Source organism: Mesonia algae (assembly GCF_003253545.1).
GTDB classification, from domain to species: domain Bacteria; phylum Bacteroidota; class Bacteroidia; order Flavobacteriales; family Flavobacteriaceae; genus Mesonia; species Mesonia algae.
Genome location: NZ_QKYV01000005.1, coordinates 22,111 through 47,033 on the forward strand (window position 1 = coordinate 22,111; position 24,923 = coordinate 47,033).

Here is a 24,923-nt window from a genome sequence, read left to right on the forward strand (position 1 = left end):
TCTTATTTTAATTTTTAATTAATCGCGCCATATAAAAACCATCGTAGCCAGATTCGTGACTTAAGACTATTTTTTCATCTTCAAGTGAAAATTCTTGTCCAGCTTCTGAAGCTAAAAAGTTTTTTACCTGATTTTGATTCTCTGATGGTAGAATAGAACAAGTGGCGTATACCATTTTACCACCTTTCTTTAAAATTTTAGAATATTGATTTAAAATTTCTTGCTGCGTCTTTCTAATCTTATCTAAAAATTCTGGTTGAAGCTTCCATTTAGCATCTGGATTTCTACTTAAAACCCCTAATCCGCTACATGGAGCATCGATAAGAACTCTGTCGGCAGAGTTATATAATTTTTTAATCACTTTCGTACTGTCTATCTCCCGTGTTTCAATATTGTGAGCTCCAGCACGTTTAGCTCTTCGTTTTAGTTCTTTTAGTTTATTTCCGTAAATATCTAAAGCAATAATTGCTCCTTTGTTTTCCATTAAGGAAGCTAAATGCAAAGATTTTCCTCCAGCACCAGCACAAGTATCTACCACTCGCATTCCTGGTTCTACTTTTAAAAATGGTGCTACTAATTGAGAAGATGCATCTTGTACTTCAAATAACCCATCTTTAAATGTAGTGGTAGAAAATACATTTGCACGCTCATCTAATTGAATCGCAGAAGGATATTTTTTTAAGGAATGAGTTTCAACAGTTTCAGAAAATAAACTATCTATCAATTTTTTTGGTGTTGTTTTTAAGGTGTTAGTCCTTAACACTACAGGAGCAGTATGATTTAAAGCAGCGATCTCTTTAGTCCATTTTTGTTCACCTAATTCTTGAACTCCGAGCTCATCCATCCAATCTGGAATAGATTCTCTGTATTTTCTTATCTTAGAAAGTTCATCAAATCTTCCTTTAATTCTTCGAGTAGGAGTTTCTTCTAATTGTTTCCAATCTGGAAGCTGAATTCCCTTAAGTGTGGCCCAAACAGCAAAGAGTCTAAACAAGTTAGCTCTAGAAAAAGGTTCTTTTACTTCGGCTATTTCAGCATAAAGTCTTTTCCAACGTACAATGTCGTAAACTGTTTCAGCAATAAAACCACGATCTCTAGCACCCCAGCGTTTATCTCTTTTTAAAGCTTTTGATATTTCTTTATCGGCATATTTTCCTTCATTAAATATATAGTTTAATGTATCAACTACCGCAAAGACAAGATTTCTGTGTAAACGCATGTATAAAAAATTTAGCGCGCAAAGTTAATGAATTTTATGGGGGATTAATGTTATATTTGAATTTAAATCTATTTCATGAAGTGCCTAATTTCTATTTTGTTTTTATTTCTTTTTTGGGGATGCGTTAATGTATCGCAAAATGATAACTCTTTAAAAGATTTTAATGCTGTAAAAATAGAAACCATTTTAAAAAGACCAGAGAGTATTAGGGCTTTACACGTATGTGAAAATCACATTTTTTATGGGGCTTCTGGAGGTGAATTTGGTTATTTAAATACTGCAGATAATTCGGTGGCATATATTGGTCAAGTTGAAGAAGCCAAAGACTTAGAGTTTAGGGCTATTTCTAGAACTAAAGAAGCAGATTATATACTGTCTGCCGGAAATCCCGCCTTATTGTATAAAGTAAATTATTTTGGGAAGCGAAAACTTAGCTATAAAGAGGAAGGAGAGAAAGTATTTTATGATGCCATGGCTTTTTATGACGACCTTAACGGAATAGCAATGGGAGATCCCACTAAGGATTGTATTTCAATTTTAATAACGAAAGATGGTGGTGAGAACTGGGAAAAAGTCCCTTGTGAAAAATTACCTTCAATAATTGAAGGAGAAGCAGCTTTTGCAGCAAGCAATACTAATATTTCTATTATAGAGGATAAAGTTTGGATAGCAACTGGAGGTAAAACCTCTCGAATCTATTTTTCTGAAAATATGGGAGAGTCGTGGGAGGTGTATGAAACTCCAATAATTTCAGGCAAATCAACTACAGGAATTTATAGTATTGATTTTTACAATGAAAGTACAGGTATTGTTATAGGTGGCGATTATACTAACCCAGATGGAAAACAACAAAATAAAGCTATTACTAAGGACGGAGGAAAAACTTGGAAAATAATTGCTGAAGGTGAAGAACCAAGTTATAAAAGCTGCATTAAGTTTGTTCCTAATAGTAACGCCAGAGAGATTGTTGCTGTAGGATTTACGGGAATATCTTATTCTTCAGATTATGGTAGAAGCTGGAAGCAATTAAGCGATGAACCATTTTATACAATAAGTTTTTTAAATGATTATACCGCTTATGCTGCTGGAAAAGGAAGAATTGTAAAATTAGTTTTTATAGAAAATGGCCCAAAACAAGAAGTCTTGAGCCATTAACGAATTAACACTAACCAAAAATTATGAATCTTTAATCCTTTTTATATTGTTCTAGAAGAATTCTATGAAAATCCCTCTCTGCCTTTTTTAACATCAATATTTTTTTATAAGATATTACTTGATGTAATTTTTCAACAAACTCCCCTTTAAGGTCTGCACTTTCTTTTTTAAGGCTTACGTATTGCTCAATTAAAGTTTTAGCTGTTGCTTCATCTATTTCTTCAATTAAATCAATTCCGTTTTTTACATCACACCATTTTGCTTCATAGAGCTTATCGGTTTTTTCCTCAAACTGATTATAAATAGGCCAAAAGCTTTCCGCTTCTTTTTGAGAAAGATCTAGTGCCTTAGTAATGTGCGATATTTTAAGCGCTTTTATTTTTTCGTCATCATTATCTTGTGCTGAAATGAGCTGAGACGAAAAAAGAAAAATAAAGGCTATGTATATTATTTTTTTCATTCTTCAATTAATGTGATTAGTTCTGCATTTTCTGAAAGGTAATCTAAGATAGCATCTTCATCTATACTTTTCAGTTCCTTTTCATCTACGGTATTATTTCCGTTAAGGGAGACATCAAAATCTCTGAATTCAATGTCAAAATAATCTTTCTCTAGTTGTTCTTCTAGAGCTATTGGATTAATGTCTACTTCGTTTGAAAATTGATTTATAGCGAATTGACTTTTAAAAACAAAAAATCCGATAAGGAAAATGGCAGCAATGGCTGATACTTTAGAAATAGTTTTAACGCTAAATAACGAAATAACTTTTCCTTTCTTGTTTTCTTGAGGTAATTCTACTTTAAAGTTTTCAAAATAATTTTGCGGAACTTTAAACCCTGAATCTATACTTTTGTTTTCAATCTCTATCTCTTCACGGAATGAGGGCATATTCACTTGAAAATCTTCAAAGTAATTCTCTGGAGTTTTAAATCCTGTTTTATGTTTTAATATGTGCTTCTTTTTGCTCATTCTCTAATTTAGACTCTTTTAATCTATTAAGGTTTGATCATGCTGTAAAAAAATTTTAATTTTTTTTACAGCATGATGATAATTAGATTTTAAAGCACCTTCACTTATCTCTAGAATCTCTGCAATCTCTTTATATTTTAAATCTTGAAAATACTTCATATTAAAGACTTGCTTTTGCTTTTCTGGTAGTTGGGCGATAGCTCTTTGCAGGGCGAGCTGTATTTTATCACCTTCAAAATAGGTGTCGCTTTCTAAATTGGTAAGAAGGTGATCTTGTAATTCTTGGTTAGAAATATTTAGCTTTTTAGCTTTTTTATTTAAGAAAGTAATAGATTCATTGGTAGCAATACGATACATCCAACTGTATAATTTACTTTCTTCTTTAAAGTTTTTAATATACTTAAAGACCTTTATAAATGTATTTTGAAGCACGTCGTGAGTATCTTCATGGTTTTTTAGTATATTCCTAATATGCCAATAAAGAGGCTCCTTGTATAAATTTACAAGTTCTTGAAAAGCGGCATCAGGATTTTTATTCTCCTTCAGTTTTTTTACAATTTCTCTCTCCTTATCTGTAAGCATATAAAATCACTTATTCTAAAGACTGCATATCAACTAAACCTTTATATGCACCATTGATTGCTAAAAGTTCATGATGTTTTCCTTGCTCTATGATTTTACCTTTTCTCATTACCACAATATGATCTGCGTTTTGAATGGTAGAAAGTCGGTGAGCAATAACAATAGAAGTTCTATTCTTCATCATGTTTTCTAAAGCTTTCTGTACCAACTGCTCACTTTCAGTATCTAATGCAGAAGTTGCTTCGTCCAAAATCATTATCGGCGGATTTTTAAGTACAGCTCGAGCGATTGATAAACGTTGTTGCTGTCCGCCACTTAGTTTTCCTCCGCCATCACCCACATTGGTGTCTAATCCATTCGGTAACTCTGAAACAAATTCCCAGGCATTGGCAATTTTTAATGCATCGATAATTTCATCCTCGGTGGCATTATCTTTACCTAATGCAATATTGTTTCTAACAGTATCATTAAAAAGAATAGAATCTTGAGTAACTAAACCTGTTAAGCTACGTAAAGATGCTTTAGAAAGTTCTTTTATGTCTACGCCGTCCACTTGTATACTTCCTTCATTTACATCGTAAAAACGAGTCACTAAATTAGCAATAGTAGATTTACCACTACCAGATTGTCCCACTAAAGCAACGGTTTCTCCTTTTTTTACATTCAAAGAAAAATCTTTAAGAACATATTCTTCTTCATAACCAAATGAGATATTCTTGATAGAGATCTCTTTTTCAAAATCTTCTTTTTTAATCGCTTGAACGTGTTCTTTTACAGTAGTTTCTGTTTCTATGATATGATGAATACGTTCTGCACTAGCATTTCCTTTTTGTATACTATAAGTAGCTTTTGAAATTGCTTTCGCTGGAGTTAAAATATTGTAGGTTAGAACTAAGAATCCTATAAATGTTGAAGCGTCCATAGTTTCATCAATTAAAACCATGTTTCCTCCAAACCATAAAATAATAGTAATCACTAAAACACCTAAAAATTCACTCATAGGTGAAGCTAAATTTTGACGATGTAATAAAGAGTTTAGTATGTTGTTTAACCTTCCTGTACTTTCTTCAAATTTATTTCTAAACTTTCTTTCTGCATTAAATCCCTTAATAATTTTTAAACTGGATAGGGTTTCTTCTACAATAGAAAGAAAATTAGCATTTTCTTGCTGAGCTTTATTCGATTTCGATTTTAATTTTTTACCAATACTAGAGATTATAAGTCCAGAAATGGGTAAGAAAATCAATACAAACACTGTTAGCTTTACGCTAAGTATCAACATTGAAGAAAGTGTAAAAATAATAGTTAAAGGTTCTTTAATAAACATCTCTAGCATGCTTAAAAAAGAAGATTGTATTTCTTGCACATCACTTGTAATTCTTGAAATGACATCTCCTTTTTTCTTTTCAGAAAAGAAAGAAATAGGAAGCTCTGTTATTTTTTCATAAATTTTGTTTCTAATGTCTTTTAGCATACCATTTCTTAAGGAAGCAATAAAATACATAGCTAGGTAATTAAAGAAGTTTTTAAGAAAAAACAATATTACAACTAAAGCGCAAATGGTAATTAATGCAGATATTTGTCCGTATTCTTCAACCCTTTGGTTTAAGAAAAAATTGGCATAATCTCCGGCAAAATCTTTCAAGCCCGATAGGTTTCCATCCCAAACAGGTTTTTCAAGAATAGGATCTTCTTCTTGAAAAAGTACTTGTAACATTGGGATAAATGCTAAAAATGATAAGGTGCTAAAAAGAGCGTAAAAAATATTACAAATAATATTCAGGATAGCGTAGCGCTTGTAGGGCTTGGCAAACTGAAGTACTTTTTTAAAATAACTCATTAAATAATTTTGTTAAAAATTGAAATAAGATAAAGCGGCATCTATTTTTTGATCTAAATCGCTTTTTACCTTATCGTAATCTTGTAGGTCTTCTAATTTAGCGTTTGCACTAACATAAAATTTTATCTTAGGTTCTGTACCACTTGGTCTAGCGGCGATCTGGGTGCCGTCTTCTAAGTGATAAATAAGAACGTTAGATTTTGGAATCTCTAAGATTGTTTTCTCATTGGTTAGTAATTCTTGCGCCTCAGAGATTTGATAATCTTCAACTCTTTTTACAGCAACCTCACCAAAATGGGTAGGAGTTTCTGATCGAAGTTTTTTAAGCATGTTTTCAATTTCTTGAGCGCCTTCAATTCCTTTTTTAACTAAAGAAATAAGTCGTTCTTGGTAAACACCGTGTGTTTTATATAATTGCAACAGCTGTTCGTAAACCGAGCTTTTATTGCTTTTAGCTTCAGCTGCAATTTCACAAATAAGTAGGGTAGAGGTAACCGCATCTTTATCTCGCACAAAATCACCTACCATAAAACCAAAACTCTCTTCCCCGCCGCCGATAAAATTTTGGTTAGGGAAATCTTTTATCATTTTAGCAATCCACTTAAAACCAGTTAATCCTAATTTACATTCAACGCCATAATATTGGGCAAGTTGCAGCATCATAGGAGTAGAAACAATGGTAGAAGCTATAAAGTTTCCATCATTAAAACCTTTCTTCTTTTGCTCTTTTAAAAGAAAATCGGTCATTAAAACCATGGCTTGATTTCCGTTAAGTAAAATCATCTTGCCTTCTTGGTTTCTTACAGCGATTCCTAATCTATCACTATCAGGATCTGTACCAATAACAATGTCAGCTTGTTCCTTATCGGCTAACTCTAAGGCCAGTTTTAAAGCTTCGGGCTCTTCTGGGTTAGGAGATTTCACCGTTGGGAAGTCTCCGTTTGGTTCGGCTTGTTCTTCAACTACTTTTACATTGGTATAACCTGCACGTTTTAATACTTCTGGAATTAAGGTTATAGAAGTACCGTGAAGAGAAGTGAAAACAATTTTTAATGCCGATTTTGCTTCCGCGGAAGCGTTAAAACTACCATTTTTTATCGATGCTGTAATAAATGCTTCATCTACATCTTTATCAATAAACTGAATGAGTTCTTTTTTTGCTTCAAAATTTATGTGCTGATATTCTAAATTTTCAATCTCCTGAATAATTTCTTCGTCCTGAGGAGGAACTAGCTGTCCGCCGTCTTTCCAATACACTTTGTAGCCATTATACTCGGGCGGATTGTGACTAGCGGTAAGTACAATGCCGCATTGGCAATTAAGATGTTTTACTGCAAAAGAAAGTTCTGGCGTAGGTCTTAGGTCTGAAAATAAAAAGACTTTAATACCGTTAGCCGAAAACACATTTGCTACGATTTGCGCCAGTTCTTTACTATTATGTCTACAATCGTAAGCAATCGCTACTTGTAGTTGTTCATTAGGGAATTGTTTTTTAAGGTAACTAGAAATCCCTTGAGTGTTTTTTCCTAAGGTGTATTTGTTAATTCTATTGGTGCCTACGCCCATTATACCGCGCATACCGCCTGTGCCAAAAGCTAAGTTCTTATAGAAGCTATCTTTTAATTCTTTTGCATCGTTTTCTATTAGATGTTGAGTTTGCTGTCTTGTGTGGGTATCAAAAGTGTCTGATAACCAATTTTTGGCTTTAGATAGTATTTCTTCCATAAGATTAGATAATTATAGAGTGCAAAAGTAAAGAATATTACTGAAGCGAGTACTTATTTAAGTATTTTACTGATTTTGTAACGTTGCGGATTTTTTTGAGTTCGTAGGATAAGTTCTCCCAGAAATCCAGCAATAAAAAGTAATGTTCCTAAAACCATCACGGTTAACGCGATATAGAACCAAGGATTTTGAGTAACTAAAATATCTGGAATATGATGCCAGAGTTTGTAAAGCTTAGAAGCGCCAACCCAAATAGCGGTTATAAAGCCAATAGCAAACATAATGACTCCCCAAGCGCCAAATAAATGCATGGGTCTTTTTCCAAATTTTGATAAAAACCAAATAGAGATAAGATCTAGAAAACCATGAACAAAGCGTTCGGCTCCAAATTTAGTCGAGCCATATTTTCTAGCTTGGTGTTTTACTACTTTTTCATCAATTTTAGAGAAACCTGCATTTTTAGCTAAAAGCGGAATATACCGATGCATTTCCCCGTAGACATCGATATTTTTAACCACCTCTTTTTTATAAGCTTTTAAGCCACAGTTAAAATCGTGTAGTTTAACGCCTGAAACTTTTCTAGCAGCTGCATTAAATAGTTTAGATGGAATGTTTTTAGTTAAAACATCATCATAGCGTTTCTTTTTCCAGCCAGAGATAATATCAAAGTTTTCATTTTTTATAAGCTCAAATAACTCTGGAATTTCTTCAGGATTGTCTTGCAGGTCGGCATCCATGGTAATGATCACTTCTCCTTGAACCATTTCAAAACCTGCGTGTAAAGCTTGTGATTTACCGTAATTTTTTAAAAACTGTATGGCTTTTATATGCTCATCTTTAGCGACTATATTCTGAATTTCTTGCCACGAACTATCGCTACTGCCATCATCTATAAAAATTACCTCATAACTATATTGGTTGGTTTTCATTACAGAAGTGATCCAACGGTATAACTCGGGAATAGATTCTTGCTCGTTTAAAAGGGGAATAACGATAGAAATTTGCATAAAATAAATTGTTTATCCTTCTAAGGCAGGATTTTTTCTTTTCATAATTAAACCAACAATTAGAGAGATTATAAATCCGAAAAATAAAGAAGAAACAAGAGTCATTGTTGTTAAAAAACCAGCTGAACGAGTGAAACTTGTCATTTCCATACTTTGCTCTATTTGGGCATCAGTCACCTGCCCACTTTCAATCATACTCATTCGTTGTTGCTCACCCATTAAATCTATGAATTCTGGATAAATGTACGAATAATGAAAATATGCATATATGCCTACGATAATTCCTCCAATAGCTGCTACGGCTAAACCAACTTTTAATGCTTGTGATAAGCTAAGAAATCCGTTATTTTTCTTTTTAAATTCTTTAATTGCATACATAAAAATTGCAATATTAAGTAGGATGCTGACAACACTTATAATATAATTACCAGTGCTATCAGGGTTTATATTGAATACGTATACAATGACTAACATTAATATACCTATTAAAGCTAAGCTTCCGCCATAATTATAGGCTATGGGTTTAATTGAAGGAGAGTTTTCCATGGTTGTTCTTTTAAGTTTCTGATTGGTTAGTACACAAATATAGAAAAAGGTTACATAGTCTTGATGAAAAGTTTATATTTGTAGGAATAATTTTTAGAAAAAGATTGTTTTATTCTAAGAATTGTTTAAATTTGCACCTCGAAAAAATCATAAGATTTAAAGATTAAGAAGATGAAACAAGGAATCCATCCAGAAAATTATAGACTTGTAGCTTTTAAAGATATGTCTAACGACGAGATTTTTTTAACAAAGTCTACCGTAAATACAAAAGAAACAATCGACGTAGAAGGAACTGAATATCCTTTGGTGAAGTTAGAAATCTCTAGAACTTCTCACCCGTTTTATACTGGTAAGACGAAGTTAATCGATTCAGCTGGTCGTATTGACAAGTTTAAAAACAAATACGCTAAGTTTAAGAAGTAATTCTTTACTTATTTTGATATATAAAAAGCCTTCAAATTTATTTGAAGGCTTTTTCTGTTTCCTCTGACTTTAATATGTTTTATAGGTTTATATTTATAATAAAAAAGCCTGCAATGTTAATTGCAGGCTTTTTTGTTAAGAATGGTGATTGAGATTATTTATTGATAATCTTATTTAAAGTTTCACTAGCTCTCATTTCTTTATAAACAAGTGCCTCATTAGGATTGTAATATCCCTCAATATTTACAGGGCTCCCTTGAGCTGCATTTAATTCGGATATGATTTTTTCTTCATTGTCTTTCATAGCTTTGGCTATTTGAGAGAATTCAGTTTTTAAATCATTGTCTTTATCTTGATTGGCAAGAGCTTCTGCCCAGTACATCGCTAGATAAAAGTGGCTACCGCGATTATCTAATTCATTTACTTTACGAGATGGAGATTTATTGGTGTCTAAAAACTTATCTGTAGCTTCATCAAGTGCATCTGCTAAAATCAATGCTTTGGTGTTATTGTATTTTTTACCTAAGTGTTCTAAAGAAACTGCGAGCGCTAAAAATTCACCTAAAGAATCCCAACGTAAATGACCTTCTTCTGTAAATTGTTCAACGTGCTTAGGAGCAGAGCCTCCAGCTCCGGTTTCAAATAAACCTCCGCCATTCATTAGAGGAACAATAGATAGCATTTTTGCGCTTGTACCTAATTCTAAAATTGGGAAAAGGTCTGTTAAATAATCACGTAAAACATTACCAGTAACTGATATTGTATTTTCACCAGCTTTTACTCTTTTCAAAGTATATGTGGTAGCATCTGCAGTAGACATAATTTGTATGTCTAAACCTTCGGTATCATGATCTTTTAAGTAGGTGTTTACTTTTTTGATTAATTCAGCGTCGTGAGCTCTTTCTTTATCTAACCAAAAAATAGCAGGCCATCCTGTATCTTTAGCTCGGTTAACAGCAAGCTTTACCCAATCTTGAATTGGAGCGTCTTTAACTTGACACATTCTCCAAATGTCTCCCGCTTCTACAGTGTGTTCAATAAGAACTGTTCCGTCTGCATCTATTACTTGAACTTTTCCGTCTCTAGGAATTTCAAAAGTTTTATCGTGAGAACCATATTCTTCGGCCTTTTGAGCCATTAGCCCAACATTGGGGACTGTTCCCATGGTGGTAGGGTCAAAAGCGCCATTCTTTTTACAGAACTCTATGGTTGCATCATATAAAGGTGCGTAACTACTATCAGGAATTACGGCTTTTGTGTCTTGAGTTTCATTATTTTTATTCCACATTTGACCAGATGTTCTAATCATAGCGGGCATGGAAGCATCAATAATTACATCACTTGGTACGTGAAGGTTGGTAATTCCTTTGTCAGAATTAACCATAGCCATATCGGGACCATTTTCTAAATCTCTCTGAATATCTGCTTCAATTGCTTGTTTTTTGTCTTCAGGAAGATTATTGATAGCATTTAATACAGATCCCAATCCGCTAGTAGCATCAGCTCCAGCTTCTTTTAATTCGGTAGCATATTTTTCAAAAACGTCGCTAAAGAATGCTTCTACCGCATGACCAAAAATAATAGGGTCAGAGACCTTCATCATGGTCGCTTTCATATGAAGAGAGAAAAGTACGCCTTGTTCTTTAGCTTCTGTAATTTGCTCTTTTAAAAACTTTAAAAGAGCTTTTTTGCTCATAAAAGTTCCATCTATTACTTCTCCTTCTAATACGTGAGTTTTTTCTTTTAATACAGAAGTGTTTCCGTCAGTACCAACCAACTGAATTTTTACATCTCCTTCTTTATTAATGGTAACCGATTTTTCATTAGCTTTAAAATCTCCGCTTTGCATAGTGGAAACATGAGACTTTGAGTCTGCGCTCCATTTCCCCATACGGTGAGGGTTTTTCTTAGCGTAGTTTTTTACCGCTTTTGGAGCTCTACGATCGGAATTTCCTTCTCTTAATACTGGGTTAACAGCGCTTCCTTTAACGCTATCATATTTTTTCTTTATAACTTCTTCTTCTTTATTTGAAGCTTCAGCTGGATAATCTGGTAAATTGTATCCTTGAGATTGTAATTCTTTAATAGCTTCTTTTAATTGTGGAATTGAAGCACTAATATTTGGTAATTTAATGATGTTAGCTTCAGGGGTTTTTGCTAATTCACCTAATTCAGCTAACGCATCTGGTACTTTTTGTTCTTCAGTAAGTACTTCAGGGAAAACCGCTAAAATCCTTCCTGCTAAAGAAATATCTTTAGTTTGAATGTTTATTCCAGAAGATTTGGTGTAAGATTCTATAATTGGTAACAAAGAATGAGTTGCTAAAAAAGGAGCTTCATCAGTTTTTGTATAAATAATTTTGGGTTGGTCTGCCATGGTTATTTGTTTGTGTTAGAAGTTAATTTTAGTAATAGATAAAAGCTAAAAACTGCTTTTTATGTAATTTTTCACAAATATAAGGAATTAGCGCTCTTAGTGAAAGTGGTATGCTATTAGAATATTGTTAATAAAAAAAGTCTCCCATTATGGAAGACTTTTTTTATTAAGATTAAAAAGCTTATTGCTTTAAGCGACGCTCTTTAATTCTTGCTTTTTTACCAGTAAGTTCTCTAAAGTAGTAAATTCTAGCTCTACGAACTTTACCTCTTTTATTGATCTCTACTTTTTGAAGAGCAGGTAAGTTAAGTGGGAAGATACGCTCTACACCAACAGTTCCACTCATCTTGCGAATCGTGAAAGTTTGAGATGATCCTGTACCTTTCATTTGAATTACTACTCCTCTAAAAAACTGCGTACGAGTTTTTTGACCCTCTTTAATTTCGTAGTATACAGTAATTGTATCTCCGGCACCAAATTTTGGGAATTCTTTTTTTGTAACGAATTCGTCTTGTACAAATTTAATTAACGATTCCATATTTTCTATAGTGTTTAAGTAAAACTAAAACAACGTTCGCGATTTTCGCCAGAGGTTGATTTAGAAGCGAGTGCAAAAATAATATTTATTTTTAAACCAACAAGTTTATTAATTTATTCTTTTAACAAGTCTGGTCTTTTTTCTTGTGTTCTTTGGTAAGCTTTTTCTTCTCTCCAAGCTTCAATTTTAGGAAAATTTCCGCTGGTTAAAATTTCAGGTACTTTCCATCCTTTATAGTCTGCCGGTCTGGTGTAAATAGGAGGAGCTAACAAATCATCCTGAAAAGAATCTGTTAAGGCTGAAGTTTCATTACCTAGCACTCCTGGGATGAGGCGAATTACGGCGTCACATAAAATAGCCGCTCCTAATTCTCCTCCAGAAAGCACATAATCTCCTACAGAAATTTCTCTAGTTATGAAATGATCTCGTACACGTTGATCGACACCTTTATAATGTCCGCAAAGAATGATAATATTTCCTTTTAGAGAAAGTTGATTGGCTATACTTTGATTAAGCGTCTCCCCGTCTGGAGTCATATAAATGACCTCGTCATAATCTCGTTTTGATTTTAAATCAGAAATGCATTTATCAATAGGTTCGATCATCATGACCATTCCTGCGCCACCGCCAAATTGATAATCATCAATTTGCTTGTAATTATCGGTTACATAATCTCTTAAATTATGTAGTTGAACCTCTACAAGTCCTTTTTCTATTGAACGTTTTAAGATAGAAGCTTCAAACGGACTTTTAAGAATATCGGGAACGACCGTGATGATATCAATACGCATAAGTAAGGATTAATTTCTTAGCTTTTATTAGCTTGTTTATTCTTTTCGTCTTGAAGCATTCTTCCTAATTTTTGCTGCTTTTCTAAGGCAGTTTTACGATATTCTTCAAATTCAGCTTCATTTTCGGCTAAATTCTTCCTAGCTTCTTTGGTTAAGACATTACTGTTTTTAAACTTATAAATAAAGAATAAAAGTATTAAAACAAGAGCTAGAATAATCACCCACATGGTAGTTTGATACGTGCCTTTATCGGTAGCCATCCCTAAAAAGCTAATGTCATCCTTTTCCTGAGTTACATTTTCTAAATCTTCTTTAGTCTGATTTAGCTTTTGTTGAAGTTGAGCAACTTCTTTTCTTTGGTTTTGTATGGTGTCGCTTGAAGACTGAATGGTTTTATTAAGGCCCTCAATTTCGTTAACCGTATTTTTTTGCAATTGAAGAAGGCTGTTGTGTTTTACGACTTTGTATTCTTGGTAGTTATTGGCATCTTCAATAAGCTCTGTAAATTGAGCGTTAATTGAATTATCGGTATTTTGAGAATCTTCTTGCGCAAAGATACTTCCGCAAAGGAATAAAAAAAGAATAAGGCTAGATAGCGATTTTTTCATTTCAAGGTTTTTATAGTTTGTAAGCACAACGTCTTAGAATAATTACTTATTGTATGATATGCGATACAATTTTGAAGCGACAAATATACTAATTAAATGTAGCTTTATAGAATTAAAAAACCTACTGCGAAAACAGTAGGTTTGAAGAATTTTTTATAACTACTAGTAGTAAGTAAATCTTCTTACTTTAGCAATGTATTTTGCTAGTCTTATAACTTGATGACTGTAACCATACTCGTTATCATACCAAATATAAAGGATAATATTTTTACCATCTTCAGTAACTATAGTAGCATTACTGTCGTAGATTGAAGGAGCAGAAGATCCCACAATATCTGATGATACTAATTCATTATCTACAGAGTATTTTATTTGTTCAACTAAATCACCTTCTAAGGCATACTTCTTTAAAATATCATTTAGTTCTTCTAAGGTAACTTCTTTTTTAACGTTTAAGTTAAGAATCGCTAAAGATCCATTAGGAACAGGAACTCTAATAGCGTTAGAAGTTAGTTTTCCTTCTAAAACAGGTAATGCTTTAGCCACTGCTTTTCCAGCACCAGTTTCGGTTATTACCATATTTAATGCGGCAGCACGACCTCTTCTATATTTTTTGTGCATATTATCCACCAAGTTCTGGTCATTAGTATATGCGTGGATAGTTTCCAAATGTCCATGTTCTACACCTAATGAATCTTCAATGGCTTTTAAAACTGGAGTAATAGCATTTGTAGTACAAGAAGCAGCAGAAAAGATTGAAACTTCATCTGGGTTATGCTCTTTTTGATTAACTCCGTGTACAATATTAGGAACACCTTTCCCTGGAGCAGTCAATAAAACTTTACTTGCTCCTTTTGTTAAGTGTCTTTTTAATGCCACGTCGTCTCTAAATGCACCGGTATTATCAATAATAAGGGCGTCGTTAATTCCGTAGGCTGTATAATCAATATCTTCTGGTTGGTTAGCAGAAATAATATGTACCGTGGTTCCATTAATAATTAAGGCACTTTTTTCTACGTTATAAGAAACGGTACCTAAGAAATCTCCGTGAACAGAATCACTTCTTAAAAGAGAAGCTCTTTTTTCTAAAACAGTCTCATCTACACTTCCTCTAACTACAATAGCTCTTAAGCGAAGCTGACTTCCTTTACCAGTTTTAGACATTAACTCACGAGCCAATAATCTACCAATTCTTCCAAAACCATATAAAACCACATCTTTAGGCTCTATATTCTCATAGTTTTTAGCTTCTCCTAACTTTCCGTTTACAAAAGCTGTAGCATTGTTATAGTTTTCAGCTTCTTTTTGATATTCGTAAGTTAACTTTCCAATATCTAATTTTGCAGGTGGAAGATCAATAGTCTTAATTGCTTGTGCAATTTCTACAGAATCGAAGATAGAAATAGGTTTTTGAACAAATTCTCCTGCATATTCATGAAGGTTAAGAATTTCACTAACACTCTTATCTATCAATTGGTTTTTAAAAAGAACAAGCTCTATCGCTTTATCATACCATAAATCATTTACGGTTTTAATAAACTCTACCGTAGCTTTCCTTCTATCTGCTTGAAAAGCAAGTTCTTTTTCGTAAGTTTCGTTTTGACTCATTATTTGTTGTGTTAAGATTTAAGGTCGTGCAAAAATAATTATTTAAAACATATTTATACCTTAAAAAATGAAAATCCTCTTACAGAATTCTATAAGAGGATTTTTTATTAGTGTATGAAAATAACTTATTACCTAAAAATATAACTTTCTTCGTGACCTCGTTTGTTTTTAAAGGTTAGTTTGACCGCTTGATTTTTACTTTTGTTTTTAAAAACTTTCTTTACATCTTCTACATTATTAACTATTTGATCATTTATTTTTGTAATGATAAATTCGTTAACCGGAATTTCTATTTTATCAGATAAAGGTCTATAGATTCTAACTCCTGTATTAGAGTTAAACTGAGCTAAAAAAGCATCTTCTGCATTTGTAATTTCAATTCCCGCAGCTTCAATAGCAAACGTTTCAAACTTCGTTAATTTAACCTTGCTGATTTTCTCACTTCCATCACGTAAATAATTAATTTGTACTTCATCATTAGGGCGTTTAGTTTGTATGTAAGAAGTAAGGTCTTCTAATTTCCTCACTCTAATTCCGTCTATATTTGTTATCAAATCCCCTTCTTTAAGTCCTGCTTTTTTAGCACCGTCATCGGTAGAACTTATATAAACTCCTTGAGAAATACTTAGATTATTTTGTTTGGCAGCTTCAGGATTTAAGGTTCCTCCTGTAATCCCCAAAATAGCTTGTTGTACATCCCCAAACTCTAGGAGGTCTTCAATAATTTTTCTTGCATTGTTGCTAGGTACGGCAAAACCATAACCAATATAACTTCCAGTTTGAGAAGTGATGGCAGTATTAATTCCGATAAGTTCACCATTAATATTTACTAAAGCTCCACCGCTGTTTCCTGGGTTAATTGCAGCATCGGTTTGTATAAAAGATTGCATACGTTGGTCTCCTTGATTAAGGTCTCTTCCTTTAGCACTTACAATACCAGCAGTTACTGTAGAAGTTAAATTAAAAGGATTACCTACCGCAAGTACCCATTCTCCTGTTTTAACATAATTACTATCGCCAAATGGGAGGTAATCTAAACCATCTTCATTAATTTTTATTAGAGCAATATCTGCACTTTCATCGGTGCCTATAACTTCAGCTTTATAAGTTAAGTTATTATTAAGCGTTACTTCAATTTCTGAAGCTCCTTTAATGACATGGTTGTTGGTTACAATATAGCCGTCTTCAGTAATAATGACTCCAGATCCTGCCCCTTGTATAGCGCGTTGTGTTTGTCCGCTTGCTCTTCCTGTTCGCATGTATTCCATATATTCTGCAATACTACTAGGGGAGCGTCCTATAGCAACATTTTTAACGTGTACAACGGCGTGTACTGTTTTATCGGCAGCTTCAGTAAAGTCTACATCTGCACTGTTAAATTTTTTTCCGTAATCGGAATGATTAACAAAGCTAGTTGCTGTTTGTTGGGTTGGGGCCGAGGTTATCATTTGTTGATTTTCCTCTTCCAAAAACAGTTTGTATGTTCCTAAAGTGATAGCACCGCCAAGAACAGATACCATTACTAAGCTTAGAATTTTTTTCATAGAGATTTAAATTTTTAAGATTAAAATTAAAAGATTCACTTTCTATTTCTTCTTTGGTTAACGTGATTTTAACGTGTTTTTCTTCGTAAGTAAATTGTATCTTTGTTTTTTATAAAACGAAAAAATGACGCTAAAATTTTATAAATATCAAGGAACTGGTAATGATTTTATCATGATTGATAACCGAGAAAAACTTTTCAAAAATGATACCAAACTTATAGCGTTTTTATGTGACAGAAAGTTTGGCATAGGAGCAGACGGATTGATACTTTTAGAACATTCTGAAGATGCCGAGGATGATTTTAAAATGGTATATTTTAATTCTGATGGAAACGAAAGTACAATGTGCGGTAATGGAGGAAGATGTTTGGTGAAATTTGCTCAATTTTTAGAAATTATAGAAGACAAGGCTACATTTACTGCCATAGATGGAAAACATCACGCAAGTATAGATAGACATCTAGTAAGTCTACAAATGCAAGATGTATATGAAATAAAGAACGTTGATGATACTTATTTTTTAAATACGGGATCTCCACATCACATTAGTTTTGTAGAAAATGTTGATCAATTGCACGTCAAAGAGGAGGGAGCAAAAATCCGTTATAACGAAACTTATAAAGAGGAAGGTGTAAATGTAAATTTTGTGACACCACAAGAAGATTATTTACAGGTAAGAACGTACGAAAGAGGAGTGGAAGATGAAACTTTATCCTGCGGCACAGGAGTAACCGCTGTTGCCATTGCAGCACATCGCTCAAAGTTAATTTTAGATCATAAGATCGCTATTGTAGCTCAAGGCGGAAGTCTCTCTGTAAGTTTTGACGAAAGTGAAGGTAATTATACAAACGTATGGCTTACGGGACCAGCTCAATATGTTTTTGAAGGTTTTATACCATGCTAACATTAAAAGGAGAACATATTTATTTAAGAGCTTTAGAGCCAGAAGACCTTCTTTTTCTTGAAAAAGTTGAAAATGATGAGCACTTATGGGAAGTAAGTTCTACACAAGTACCCTTTTCTAGATTTATACTTAAAAAATATTTAGAAAACAGTCATTTAGATATTTATGAAACCAAACAATTACGATTAGCAATTGTTTCACAAGAAAGCTCTACCGCTTTAGGATTCATAGATTTATTTGACTTTAACCCTTCTCATCGTAGAGTCGGAGTAGGGATTGTTATTGCATCTACAACCATGCGCAATAAAGGATACGCTTTAGAGAGTTTACAATTGCTCGCTAATTATGCCTTTACACATTTAAAAGTTCATCAATTGTATGCCAATATTCCTGAAGATAATACTGCGAGTAAAAAACTTTTTGAAAAAGCAGGGTATATTCAAGCGGGAGTTAAAAAAGATTGGGTGCTTACTCAAGGAGAATATAAAAACGAAATATTATACCAATTAATCAAACATGTATATTAAAAAGATATTACTAACTATTGCTTTGTTAGGAATTGTAGCTGTCGGAATATTTAGCTATGTAATTTATAACACTATTTTTTCTCCTAATACTCAATTTGAAAGTGAAGAAGCGTCAGTTTATGTGGCGAGTGACACTAATTATAAGGAGTTATTAAAGCAAATTCAACCCTTGGTAAAAGATATAAATGACTTTGATCAAGTTGCTAAAAGAAAAGGTTATGCTACCAATCTTAAATCGGGGAGATTTATTCTTAAACAAGGAATGAATAACAATGAAATCATTAATACACTTAGAAGTAAAAACGAGCCTGTTTCAGTCATCTTTAATAATCAAGAACGTATAGAAGATCTTGCAGGAAGAGTGGCACAGCAAATAGAAGCCGATAGCATCTCTTTACTCAATTCGATGAAAGATGAGGTTTTTTTAAAGAAGAATGACTTCAATCTAGAGAATGCGCTAAGTATGTATATTCCTAATCAATATGAATTGTATTGGAATACTTCCGCGGAAGCGTTTAGAGAAAGAATGTTAAAGGAGTATCATCGTTTTTGGACTGAGTCTCGTTTACAACAAGCAAAAAAAGCAAATTTAACTCCGCAAGAAGTAAGCGTGGTAGCTTCTATTGTTCAAAAAGAAACAGCCAAAGTAGACGAGCGTAAAAGAGTCGCTGGGGTTTATATGAACCGCTATCTAAACGGTTGGAAATTAGATGCCGATCCTACTGTTATTTATGCTATAAAGAAAGAAAGTAAGGATTTTGATACCGTTATTAAGCGTGTTTTGTACAAAGACTTAGAAATCGAATCGCCTTATAATACTTATAAGTATAAAGAACTGCCTCCAGGACCTATTGCTATGCCCGATATATCATCAATCAATGCAGTACTTAATTTCGAAAAGCACGACTACTATTATTTTGTAGCCAATCCAGAAAACCCAGGCTACCATATGTTCGCTAAAACTTTAAGGCAGCACAATAATAACAGACAAGCTTACGTACGTTGGATTAACAAAATGGGAATTAATAGGTAATTTTCTGGGGCGTTTCCCTATCGGGTCGGGCTTTTCACTACAATCTTTTTCTGAAAAAAGAAAAAGGATTTTCGTTACAATCCCTAACGCAAAAAACTCATAATACCAATTCATTAAAAAGACAAGTCATCGTTTCTGTTAGAGAATCACTAAAACCAGGATGTGTTTTAGAAGTTTGTATTACAGAACTTCGTGTAGCTGTAAGCCATCTAAAACGAGAAGCGATATCCATTTCGGCAATGCGACCTCCATCTTTTTCTCCTAAACTAATAGATTTAAATGCAGCAAGGTTTCTTTCAATTTGCTCTGCATCCAATTCTGGACAAAAAGCTTTTAATTTTTTAGTGTCTAAATGATATTGCATATCAATAAACTTAGACTGTTTAGCATATAATATAACGCCCACATTAAAAAACTCCTCCCGTTCTACTTTAGGAACAATTCGAACAATTGTATATTCATATAAGTGCTTCCCTTGCATGCTGTGCTTCTTTTATAAATAAATTTGAATAATTTAAACGTGTGTGCAGAAAATTAAAATACACGGTTCTAATTTCTTCCGGAGTTTCTGTATACCCTTCCCAGTCCAACCATTCTAAAGGAATAAGATTTACTATTTTTTGGAGTACATCTGAAGTTAGAATTTTTTTAAATTCTACATCAACTGTGGTTAGATCGCTGGCTTGTGGTAATAAAACATGATCTTTAATAAACGGAAATGGAGTTTGAGCAGTCTTCTCCCAATTGGTCCAAGAATGATGAAAATACAAAGCAGCTCCGTGGTCGATAAGCCATACTTCTTTATTCCAAATTAGCATATTTGTATTTCTAAACGTACGATCAATATTGGTGAGAAAAGCATCTAGCCACACAATTTTAGAGGCTAACTTGTTCTCCACTTGAGTTACTACAGGATCAAAATTAATGGCACTCGAAAGAAAATGCAACCCCAAATTTAATCCTTGACTACCCTTAAGTAAATCCTGTATTTCTTCATCGGCTTCTGTTCTTCCAAAGGCTTCATCTAGTTGAGCAAATACTAACTCTGGTACTTTAAATCCTAATACTCTAGCCACCTCTGCACCAATTAAATCGGCTATTAAAGCTTTAACACCGTGACCTGCACCTCTAAACTTTATGACATATTTAAAACCATCATCTGCATCTGCAACCGCAGGTAAAGAACCTCCTTCTCTAAGAGGAGTGATGTAACGGGTTACATTTACAGTTCTTAAATCTGCTTTAAAACTCATTTTTGGTTCGTTTGTGTGTAAAAATACATAGTTAAGATTTCATTTTAATTTTTTGCTTTCTTTACCCGTTTTAAATCTAATAAATTAATCGGGTTAATACCTAAACCGTTTACATTGTTTTGAGTGAACCTAATCACTTCATCATAATACAATGGTACTACAGCGGCATTCGTCATAATTAGAGAATCCATTTCTTGATATAGAGGAATTCTTTGTTTTAAATCTCCTAAATTTAAGGATTGCTCGTATAAGCTATCATATTTTTTAGAAGAGAAATGAGTGTAATTTGGACCTTGAGGAGAAAAATTTTCACTGTAAAACAGAGATAGATAATTTTCGGCATCAGGATAATCTGCTATCCAACTGGCACGAAAAGAAGCTAATTTTCCAGCAGATCGTTGTTGTCTAAGTGTAGAAGGTGGCATAACATCTATTTCAACTTGCAATCCTACTTTTTGTAATTCACGTTGTATATACTCACACAAATCTAAATAAGAAGCGTTAGTACTAATACTTATTTTGGGGTTTTGATTACCCGTTTCAATTTTGTAATCTTCAATAAGTTTTTTCGCTTTACGCGGATTGTATTCGTAATAGCTAGCATCTGAGAACCCAGGTAAACCTTTAGGGATAAAACCCCCAGAAGCCGGTGTGCCAATACCGTTTCTTAGGTAGGTGATCATGGTATTTCTGTCAAACCCATAATTTATGGCTTGTCTAATTTTTTTTGATTTGATTTCCGAGGAAGGGTGGTCTAAGTATATGCCTAGATATTCAGTATTTAAATAAGGTGCTCTTAGCATTTGAATACGCTCTTCGTAGTTCGCTTGCAATTCTCCTTTGGCGTTTAGCAATTCATCTTTATACGACGGATCTAATCCGCTAAGAAAATCTATCTTTCCTTGTGCAAATTGAAGAAATTCACTCTGTTTATCAGGTAAAAATGTGATAGCAACAGCTTCTAGGTAGGGGAGTTGCTTTCCGTTTTTATCCTTTTCAAAATAAAGGTCATTTTTTCTAAATACTAGTTTTTCATTGGCTTCCCAGCGTTTAAAATGAAAAGCACCCGTACCGATAGGGTTTTCTCGAAAATCTGAATTTTCCATCTCCATCGGGACAATGCTGGTATATTTCATAGAGAGCAAACCTAAAAAAGCAGGAAAAGCTTGATTTAATTCAATAACTACAACCGAATCATTTTTAGCAGAGATATTTTTTACTTGTTGCATGACCCAACTTCCGGGAGATGCAATTTTAGTATCGGTTAACCTAGTAAGACTGTAAACTACATCTTTAGCCTTTACTTTTCTTGTCTTTTGTTTTCCGAAAATTTCACTTTCGTGGAAAAAAACATCGTCTCTTAGTACAAAAGTGTAGGTTTTTGCGTCTTTTGAAACTTGCCAGGATTTAGCAATGTCGGGTTGTGTATTCAGTTGGTCATCTAATTGAATTAAACTATTGTATAGTTGATTGCAAGCCCAAATATTACGTTGATCCTTTGCAAAAGCAGGATCTAAAGAAGTAATATTAGCGTGTTCATTATATCTAAAAACTAGATGATCATTTTGATCAGTAGAAGTGTTTCCACAAGCATAGAAAAGCAATGGTAAAAGTAATAATGCCAGAGAGTCGATTTTTAAAACAAGTGGGGATCTATTCAATTTGAGTATAACAGTTTAAGGTCGTATATTTGCAGCCCTTTAAGGAAAAATAAACTACTTCTTTAGTATCACACAATATTACTAAAAGAATACGAAAGAGCTTATGATGCACGAAAATAAAAAAGTCGCTTTTTATACCCTAGGGTGTAAATTAAATTTTTCTGAAACTTCTACGATTGCTAGATCTTTTGAAAATGAAGGATTTTCTAGAGTGGAGTTTAATGAAGAAGCCGATATTTACGTAATAAATACGTGCAGTGTAACCGAAAATGCAGACAAGCGATTTAAGACGATCGTTAAGCAAGCGCAGAAAGTAAATAGTGATGCTTTTGTAATTGCTATAGGCTGTTATGCACAACTAAAACCAGAAGAACTGGCCGATGTGAATGGGGTAGATTTAGTTCTTGGAGCTACCGAAAAATTTAAAATCACCGATTACCTTAATGATCTCTCTAAAAATGACATGGGGGAGGTTCATTCTTGCGAAATCGAGGAAGCCGATTTTTATGTAGGTTCTTACAGTATAGGAGATCGTACTCGAGCTTTTCTAAAAGTACAGGATGGTTGCGATTATAAATGTACATATTGTACGATACCTTTAGCAAGAGGTATTTCTAGGAGTGATACCTTAGAAAATGTATTAAAAAATGCTAAAGAAATTTCAGAACAAAATATAAAGGAAATTGTTCTCACAGGTGTAAATATTGGTGATTATGGAAAAGGAGAATTTGGTAATAAGCGCCATGAGCACACTTTTTTAGATTTAGTAAAGGCCTTAGATGAGGTAAATGGAATTGAACGTTTACGTATTTCTTCTATAGAACCCAATCTTTTAAAAAATGAAACTATAGATTTTGTGGCGCAAAGCAATACGTTTGTTCCGCATTTTCATATTCCGTTACAAAGTGGTAGCGATACTCTATTAAAAAAGATGAAGCGTCGTTATATGAGTGGCTTGTATGTAGATCGCGTAACTCAAATTAAGCGAGTAATGCCAAATGCGTGTATTGGAGTAGATGTTATTGTAGGCTTTCCTGGAGAGACAGATGAACTTTTCCTAGAAACTTACAATTTTTTAAATGAGCTTGATATTTCTTATTTACATGTATTTACTTATTCAGAAAGGGACAATACCCCAGCTGCAGAAATGGAAGGAGCAGTGCCATTAAAAGTCAGAAAGAAAAGAAGTAAAATGCTTAGAGGTCTTTCGGCTAAAAAGCGTCGTGCTTTTTACGAAAGTCAGTTAGGGAATACATTAGAAGTTCTTTTTGAAGGGGAAAATAAAGAAGGTTACATCCACGGTTTTACAGAAAACTATGTAAAAGTAAAGATGCCTTGGGATCCCTCTTATGTCAATACACTTCATCAAGTTACCTTATCTGAAATTGATGAAGATGGATTGGTTCGCTTTAATTTTGCTTCAGAAAAAATAACAGCTTAGATATTCATTCCTATAGGAAGCAGATCGCTGTATTTAGATTTGTTGGCTCTAAAAAATTTAGCCACATCTTTACCTGTAGGTACAATTCTTATTCTGCCTTTATCTAATATATAATCGAAAATTGCAGTTAAGAATTTTTCTAGTGTACCGTCATTTCTCCTTTCTTCTGAAATGGTGAGCTTAGAGAGAAAAATTTTTCTTTCTTGTGAGGAATATTCGAGTTTAATCAATTCATTTTCAATATTAGTTTCAAACTGTCTTAGAAATTCATTGTCTTTAAGTTCGATGGTGTCATCTTCCATAATGGTTTAATTTAGGATACAGGTTTAAATGAAGTAGAGTAAAAATAAAATTGCTTTAGTTTTAACCTTTTATATGAGGTAAAACCATTTTTATAAAATATTTTTACCTAGTAAATTTACTGTATATTTTAATAGGTTACTGTTAGACCGTTGTTAAAAGATGATTCAAGACAATTTAATTCACGTTTATTTTATGCCAGGGATGGCGGCTAATCCAAGTATTTTTGAACATATTAAATTGCCAAGAGAAAATTTTAAAATACATTGGCTGGCGTGGAAAATCCCTTTGAAAAACGAATCTTTAAACGATTATACCAAAAGAATGTTGCAAGATGTTCATCATGAGAATCCTGTTTTAATTGGGGTTTCTTTTGGCGGGGTAATTGTACAAGAGATGAGTAAGCAAATCCGCGTAAAGCGTTTAATTTTAATCTCTACGGTAAAGAATAAGTTTGAGTTGCCTAGAAGAATGCAATTTGCTAGGAAAACGGCAATTTATAAGATTTTCCCAACGAGTTTAGTCGATAAGTTGGGAAACCTCGAAAAACTACCAGTTAGCAAATTTTTTAAAAAAAGGGCAGCCTTATACCGCCAATACTTATCAGTAAGTGATAAACGTTATATAGATTGGGCGGTAAAACAAATGTTGTGTTGGGATCAAGAAGAAACGATTCCTAATGTAATTCATATTCATGGGGACAAGGATATTGTTTTTCCGTATAAAAATATTAGAAATTGCATTACCATAAAAAATGGTACCCATATTATGATTATCGATAGATTTAGATGGTTTAATGAACACCTACCTGAACTTATTTTAGAAGGTGAATTAAAAAATAAAAATAAAGAACAAGATTAAAAAAAAAGCAA

General features: G+C 33.3%; 25 protein-coding genes. 7 read left to right on the forward strand and 18 right to left on the reverse strand.

The window, feature by feature from the left end:
• Nucleotides 1-7: 7 nt before the first annotated feature.
• The gene (locus LX95_RS09310) at nucleotides 8-1,219 is read right to left on the reverse strand and encodes an RsmB/NOP family class I SAM-dependent RNA methyltransferase (RefSeq protein WP_111541185.1); all 1,212 of its coding nucleotides are present in this window, start codon (nucleotides 1,217-1,219) and stop codon (nucleotides 8-10) included.
• Nucleotides 1,220-1,294: 75 nt separating this feature from the next.
• On the opposite strand from LX95_RS09310, the gene LX95_RS09315 reads away from it, so the two are divergent.
• Nucleotides 1,295-2,374 carry a sialidase family protein gene (locus LX95_RS09315; protein ID WP_111541186.1) on the forward strand — a complete coding sequence of 360 codons (1,080 nt, stop codon included), beginning with the start codon at nucleotides 1,295-1,297 and terminating at the stop codon, nucleotides 2,372-2,374.
• Between the two features lie 31 nt (nucleotides 2,375-2,405).
• Here LX95_RS09315 and LX95_RS09320 read toward each other — a convergent pair whose 3' ends face one another.
• Genes LX95_RS09320 through LX95_RS09350 form a run of 7 tightly spaced genes read right to left on the reverse strand, consistent with a single transcriptional unit; the run spans nucleotide 2,406 to nucleotide 9,043 of the window.
• Complete coding sequence (locus tag LX95_RS09320) at nucleotides 2,406-2,834, reverse strand: hypothetical protein (RefSeq protein ID WP_111541187.1); 429 nt, start codon at nucleotides 2,832-2,834, stop codon at nucleotides 2,406-2,408.
• Nucleotides 2,831-3,343: a hypothetical protein gene (locus LX95_RS09325; RefSeq protein WP_111541188.1), complete on the reverse strand. Its 513-nt coding sequence runs from the start codon at nucleotides 3,341-3,343 to the stop codon at nucleotides 2,831-2,833. The genes LX95_RS09320 and LX95_RS09325 overlap by 4 nt, the downstream gene beginning before the upstream one ends.
• Before the next feature lie 18 nt (nucleotides 3,344-3,361).
• A complete protein-coding gene (locus LX95_RS09330) occupies nucleotides 3,362-3,925 on the reverse strand; it encodes an RNA polymerase sigma factor (RefSeq protein WP_111541189.1) in 564 nt (187 codons plus the stop codon).
• A 10-nt stretch (nucleotides 3,926-3,935) separates the two neighbouring features.
• On the reverse strand, nucleotides 3,936-5,765 hold the full coding sequence (locus tag LX95_RS09335) for an ABC transporter ATP-binding protein (RefSeq protein ID WP_111541190.1): 1,830 nt from the start codon (nucleotides 5,763-5,765) through the stop codon (nucleotides 3,936-3,938).
• A gap of 12 nt (nucleotides 5,766-5,777) precedes the next feature.
• A complete protein-coding gene (locus tag LX95_RS09340) occupies nucleotides 5,778-7,490 on the reverse strand; it encodes a phospho-sugar mutase (protein ID WP_111541191.1) in 1,713 nt (570 codons plus the stop codon).
• A gap of 53 nt (nucleotides 7,491-7,543) precedes the next feature.
• The gene (locus LX95_RS09345; RefSeq protein ID WP_111541192.1) at nucleotides 7,544-8,497 is read right to left on the reverse strand and encodes a glycosyltransferase family 2 protein; all 954 of its coding nucleotides are present in this window, start codon (nucleotides 8,495-8,497) and stop codon (nucleotides 7,544-7,546) included.
• Between the two features lie 12 nt (nucleotides 8,498-8,509).
• Nucleotides 8,510-9,043 carry a DUF4199 domain-containing protein gene (locus tag LX95_RS09350; RefSeq protein ID WP_111541193.1) on the reverse strand — a complete coding sequence of 178 codons (534 nt, stop codon included), beginning with the start codon at nucleotides 9,041-9,043 and terminating at the stop codon, nucleotides 8,510-8,512.
• 171 nt (nucleotides 9,044-9,214) lie between these two features.
• Between LX95_RS09350 and LX95_RS09355 the strand changes: the two genes are divergently transcribed.
• Entirely contained in the window at nucleotides 9,215-9,466 is a 252-nt protein-coding gene (locus LX95_RS09355) for a type B 50S ribosomal protein L31 (protein ID WP_111541194.1), read from the forward strand.
• 154 nt (nucleotides 9,467-9,620) lie between these two features.
• Here the strand turns inward: LX95_RS09355 and LX95_RS09360 are convergent, their stop codons facing one another.
• The 6 genes from LX95_RS09360 to LX95_RS09385 all read right to left on the reverse strand — a co-directional run bounded on the left by LX95_RS09360 (nucleotide 9,621) and on the right by LX95_RS09385 (nucleotide 16,932).
• Nucleotides 9,621-11,843 carry an NADP-dependent isocitrate dehydrogenase gene (locus LX95_RS09360; RefSeq protein ID WP_111541195.1) on the reverse strand — a complete coding sequence of 741 codons (2,223 nt, stop codon included), beginning with the start codon at nucleotides 11,841-11,843 and terminating at the stop codon, nucleotides 9,621-9,623.
• 181 nt (nucleotides 11,844-12,024) lie between these two features.
• Nucleotides 12,025-12,381: a 50S ribosomal protein L19 gene (gene rplS, locus LX95_RS09365; RefSeq protein WP_111541196.1), complete on the reverse strand. Its 357-nt coding sequence runs from the start codon at nucleotides 12,379-12,381 to the stop codon at nucleotides 12,025-12,027.
• A 113-nt stretch (nucleotides 12,382-12,494) separates the two neighbouring features.
• Nucleotides 12,495-13,172 (reverse strand): tRNA (guanosine(37)-N1)-methyltransferase TrmD, encoded by a 678-nt coding sequence (gene trmD, locus LX95_RS09370; protein ID WP_111541197.1) that lies wholly within the window; start codon nucleotides 13,170-13,172, stop codon nucleotides 12,495-12,497.
• A 17-nt stretch (nucleotides 13,173-13,189) separates the two neighbouring features.
• On the reverse strand, nucleotides 13,190-13,780 hold the full coding sequence (locus tag LX95_RS09375; protein WP_111541198.1) for a hypothetical protein: 591 nt from the start codon (nucleotides 13,778-13,780) through the stop codon (nucleotides 13,190-13,192).
• Nucleotides 13,781-13,942: 162 nt separating this feature from the next.
• Nucleotides 13,943-15,388, reverse strand: a complete 1,446-nt coding sequence (locus LX95_RS09380) for a glyceraldehyde-3-phosphate dehydrogenase (RefSeq protein WP_111541199.1) — start codon at nucleotides 15,386-15,388, stop codon at nucleotides 13,943-13,945.
• A 128-nt stretch (nucleotides 15,389-15,516) separates the two neighbouring features.
• Complete coding sequence (locus LX95_RS09385; protein ID WP_111541200.1) at nucleotides 15,517-16,932, reverse strand: S1C family serine protease; 1,416 nt, start codon at nucleotides 16,930-16,932, stop codon at nucleotides 15,517-15,519.
• 124 nt (nucleotides 16,933-17,056) lie between these two features.
• Here LX95_RS09385 and dapF point away from each other — a divergent pair, with 124 nt between their 5' ends.
• The 3 genes from dapF to mltG are packed head-to-tail and all read left to right on the forward strand — an operon-like array spanning nucleotide 17,057 to nucleotide 19,396.
• Nucleotides 17,057-17,836, forward strand: coding sequence for a diaminopimelate epimerase (dapF, locus tag LX95_RS09390; RefSeq protein ID WP_111541201.1), 780 nt, complete (start codon nucleotides 17,057-17,059; stop codon nucleotides 17,834-17,836).
• Complete coding sequence (locus tag LX95_RS09395) at nucleotides 17,830-18,363, forward strand: GNAT family N-acetyltransferase (protein ID WP_111541202.1); 534 nt, start codon at nucleotides 17,830-17,832, stop codon at nucleotides 18,361-18,363. The genes dapF and LX95_RS09395 overlap by 7 nt, the downstream gene beginning before the upstream one ends.
• A complete protein-coding gene (gene mltG, locus LX95_RS09400; protein ID WP_111541203.1) occupies nucleotides 18,353-19,396 on the forward strand; it encodes an endolytic transglycosylase MltG in 1,044 nt (347 codons plus the stop codon). Before LX95_RS09395 ends, mltG begins: the two co-directional genes overlap by 11 nt.
• Nucleotides 19,397-19,493: 97 nt before the next feature.
• Here the strand turns inward: mltG and LX95_RS09405 are convergent, their stop codons facing one another.
• From LX95_RS09405 to LX95_RS09415, 3 genes are read right to left on the reverse strand one after another with little or no spacing between them, the layout of a single operon-like run.
• Nucleotides 19,494-19,877, reverse strand: a complete 384-nt coding sequence (locus LX95_RS09405; protein ID WP_111541204.1) for a DUF3037 domain-containing protein — start codon at nucleotides 19,875-19,877, stop codon at nucleotides 19,494-19,496.
• Nucleotides 19,855-20,649, reverse strand: a complete 795-nt coding sequence (locus LX95_RS09410) for a HipA family kinase (protein WP_111541205.1) — start codon at nucleotides 20,647-20,649, stop codon at nucleotides 19,855-19,857. The genes LX95_RS09405 and LX95_RS09410 overlap by 23 nt, the downstream gene beginning before the upstream one ends.
• Nucleotides 20,650-20,693: 44 nt before the next feature.
• A complete protein-coding gene (locus LX95_RS09415; RefSeq protein WP_245924757.1) occupies nucleotides 20,694-22,310 on the reverse strand; it encodes an ABC transporter substrate-binding protein in 1,617 nt (538 codons plus the stop codon).
• A 106-nt stretch (nucleotides 22,311-22,416) separates the two neighbouring features.
• Here LX95_RS09415 and mtaB point away from each other — a divergent pair, with 106 nt between their 5' ends.
• Nucleotides 22,417-23,751 carry a tRNA (N(6)-L-threonylcarbamoyladenosine(37)-C(2))-methylthiotransferase MtaB gene (gene mtaB, locus LX95_RS09420; protein WP_111541206.1) on the forward strand — a complete coding sequence of 445 codons (1,335 nt, stop codon included), beginning with the start codon at nucleotides 22,417-22,419 and terminating at the stop codon, nucleotides 23,749-23,751.
• On the opposite strand, the gene LX95_RS09425 is transcribed toward mtaB, so the two are convergent.
• Entirely contained in the window at nucleotides 23,748-24,053 is a 306-nt protein-coding gene (locus tag LX95_RS09425) for a GNAT family protein (RefSeq protein WP_111541207.1), read from the reverse strand. The genes mtaB and LX95_RS09425 overlap by 4 nt on opposite strands.
• A 160-nt stretch (nucleotides 24,054-24,213) precedes the next feature.
• On the opposite strand from LX95_RS09425, the gene LX95_RS09430 reads away from it, so the two are divergent.
• Entirely contained in the window at nucleotides 24,214-24,912 is a 699-nt protein-coding gene (locus tag LX95_RS09430) for an alpha/beta fold hydrolase (RefSeq protein ID WP_245924758.1), read from the forward strand.
• Nucleotides 24,913-24,923: the final 11 nt, after the last annotated feature.

Excerpts from the sequence above, each read along its gene's own strand:
- LX95_RS09310 (WP_111541185.1), bottom strand. The coding sequence starts at position 1,219 with ATGCGTTTACACAGAAATCTTGTCTTTGCGGTAGTTGATACATTAAAC.
- LX95_RS09315 (WP_111541186.1), top strand. The coding sequence starts at position 1,295 with ATGAAGTGCCTAATTTCTATTTTGTTTTTATTTCTTTTTTGGGGATGC.
- LX95_RS09320 (WP_111541187.1), bottom strand. The coding sequence starts at position 2,834 with ATGAAAAAAATAATATACATAGCCTTTATTTTTCTTTTTTCGTCTCAG.
- LX95_RS09325 (WP_111541188.1), bottom strand. The coding sequence starts at position 3,343 with ATGAGCAAAAAGAAGCACATATTAAAACATAAAACAGGATTTAAAACT.
- LX95_RS09330 (WP_111541189.1), bottom strand. The coding sequence starts at position 3,925 with ATGCTTACAGATAAGGAGAGAGAAATTGTAAAAAAACTGAAGGAGAAT.
- LX95_RS09335 (WP_111541190.1), bottom strand. The coding sequence starts at position 5,765 with ATGAGTTATTTTAAAAAAGTACTTCAGTTTGCCAAGCCCTACAAGCGC.
- LX95_RS09340 (WP_111541191.1), bottom strand. The coding sequence starts at position 7,490 with ATGGAAGAAATACTATCTAAAGCCAAAAATTGGTTATCAGACACTTTT.
- LX95_RS09345 (WP_111541192.1), bottom strand. The coding sequence starts at position 8,497 with ATGCAAATTTCTATCGTTATTCCCCTTTTAAACGAGCAAGAATCTATT.
- LX95_RS09350 (WP_111541193.1), bottom strand. The coding sequence starts at position 9,043 with ATGGAAAACTCTCCTTCAATTAAACCCATAGCCTATAATTATGGCGGA.
- LX95_RS09355 (WP_111541194.1), top strand. The coding sequence starts at position 9,215 with ATGAAACAAGGAATCCATCCAGAAAATTATAGACTTGTAGCTTTTAAA.
- LX95_RS09360 (WP_111541195.1), bottom strand. The coding sequence starts at position 11,843 with ATGGCAGACCAACCCAAAATTATTTATACAAAAACTGATGAAGCTCCT.
- rplS (WP_111541196.1), bottom strand. The coding sequence starts at position 12,381 with ATGGAATCGTTAATTAAATTTGTACAAGACGAATTCGTTACAAAAAAA.
- trmD (WP_111541197.1), bottom strand. The coding sequence starts at position 13,172 with ATGCGTATTGATATCATCACGGTCGTTCCCGATATTCTTAAAAGTCCG.
- LX95_RS09375 (WP_111541198.1), bottom strand. The coding sequence starts at position 13,780 with ATGAAAAAATCGCTATCTAGCCTTATTCTTTTTTTATTCCTTTGCGGA.
- LX95_RS09380 (WP_111541199.1), bottom strand. The coding sequence starts at position 15,388 with ATGAGTCAAAACGAAACTTACGAAAAAGAACTTGCTTTTCAAGCAGAT.
- LX95_RS09385 (WP_111541200.1), bottom strand. The coding sequence starts at position 16,932 with ATGAAAAAAATTCTAAGCTTAGTAATGGTATCTGTTCTTGGCGGTGCT.
- dapF (WP_111541201.1), top strand. The coding sequence starts at position 17,057 with ATGACGCTAAAATTTTATAAATATCAAGGAACTGGTAATGATTTTATC.
- LX95_RS09395 (WP_111541202.1), top strand. The coding sequence starts at position 17,830 with ATGCTAACATTAAAAGGAGAACATATTTATTTAAGAGCTTTAGAGCCA.
- mltG (WP_111541203.1), top strand. The coding sequence starts at position 18,353 with ATGTATATTAAAAAGATATTACTAACTATTGCTTTGTTAGGAATTGTA.
- LX95_RS09405 (WP_111541204.1), bottom strand. The coding sequence starts at position 19,877 with ATGCAAGGGAAGCACTTATATGAATATACAATTGTTCGAATTGTTCCT.
- LX95_RS09410 (WP_111541205.1), bottom strand. The coding sequence starts at position 20,649 with ATGAGTTTTAAAGCAGATTTAAGAACTGTAAATGTAACCCGTTACATC.
- mtaB (WP_111541206.1), top strand. The coding sequence starts at position 22,417 with ATGCACGAAAATAAAAAAGTCGCTTTTTATACCCTAGGGTGTAAATTA.
- LX95_RS09425 (WP_111541207.1), bottom strand. The coding sequence starts at position 24,053 with ATGGAAGATGACACCATCGAACTTAAAGACAATGAATTTCTAAGACAG.
- LX95_RS09430 (WP_245924758.1), top strand. The coding sequence starts at position 24,214 with ATGATTCAAGACAATTTAATTCACGTTTATTTTATGCCAGGGATGGCG.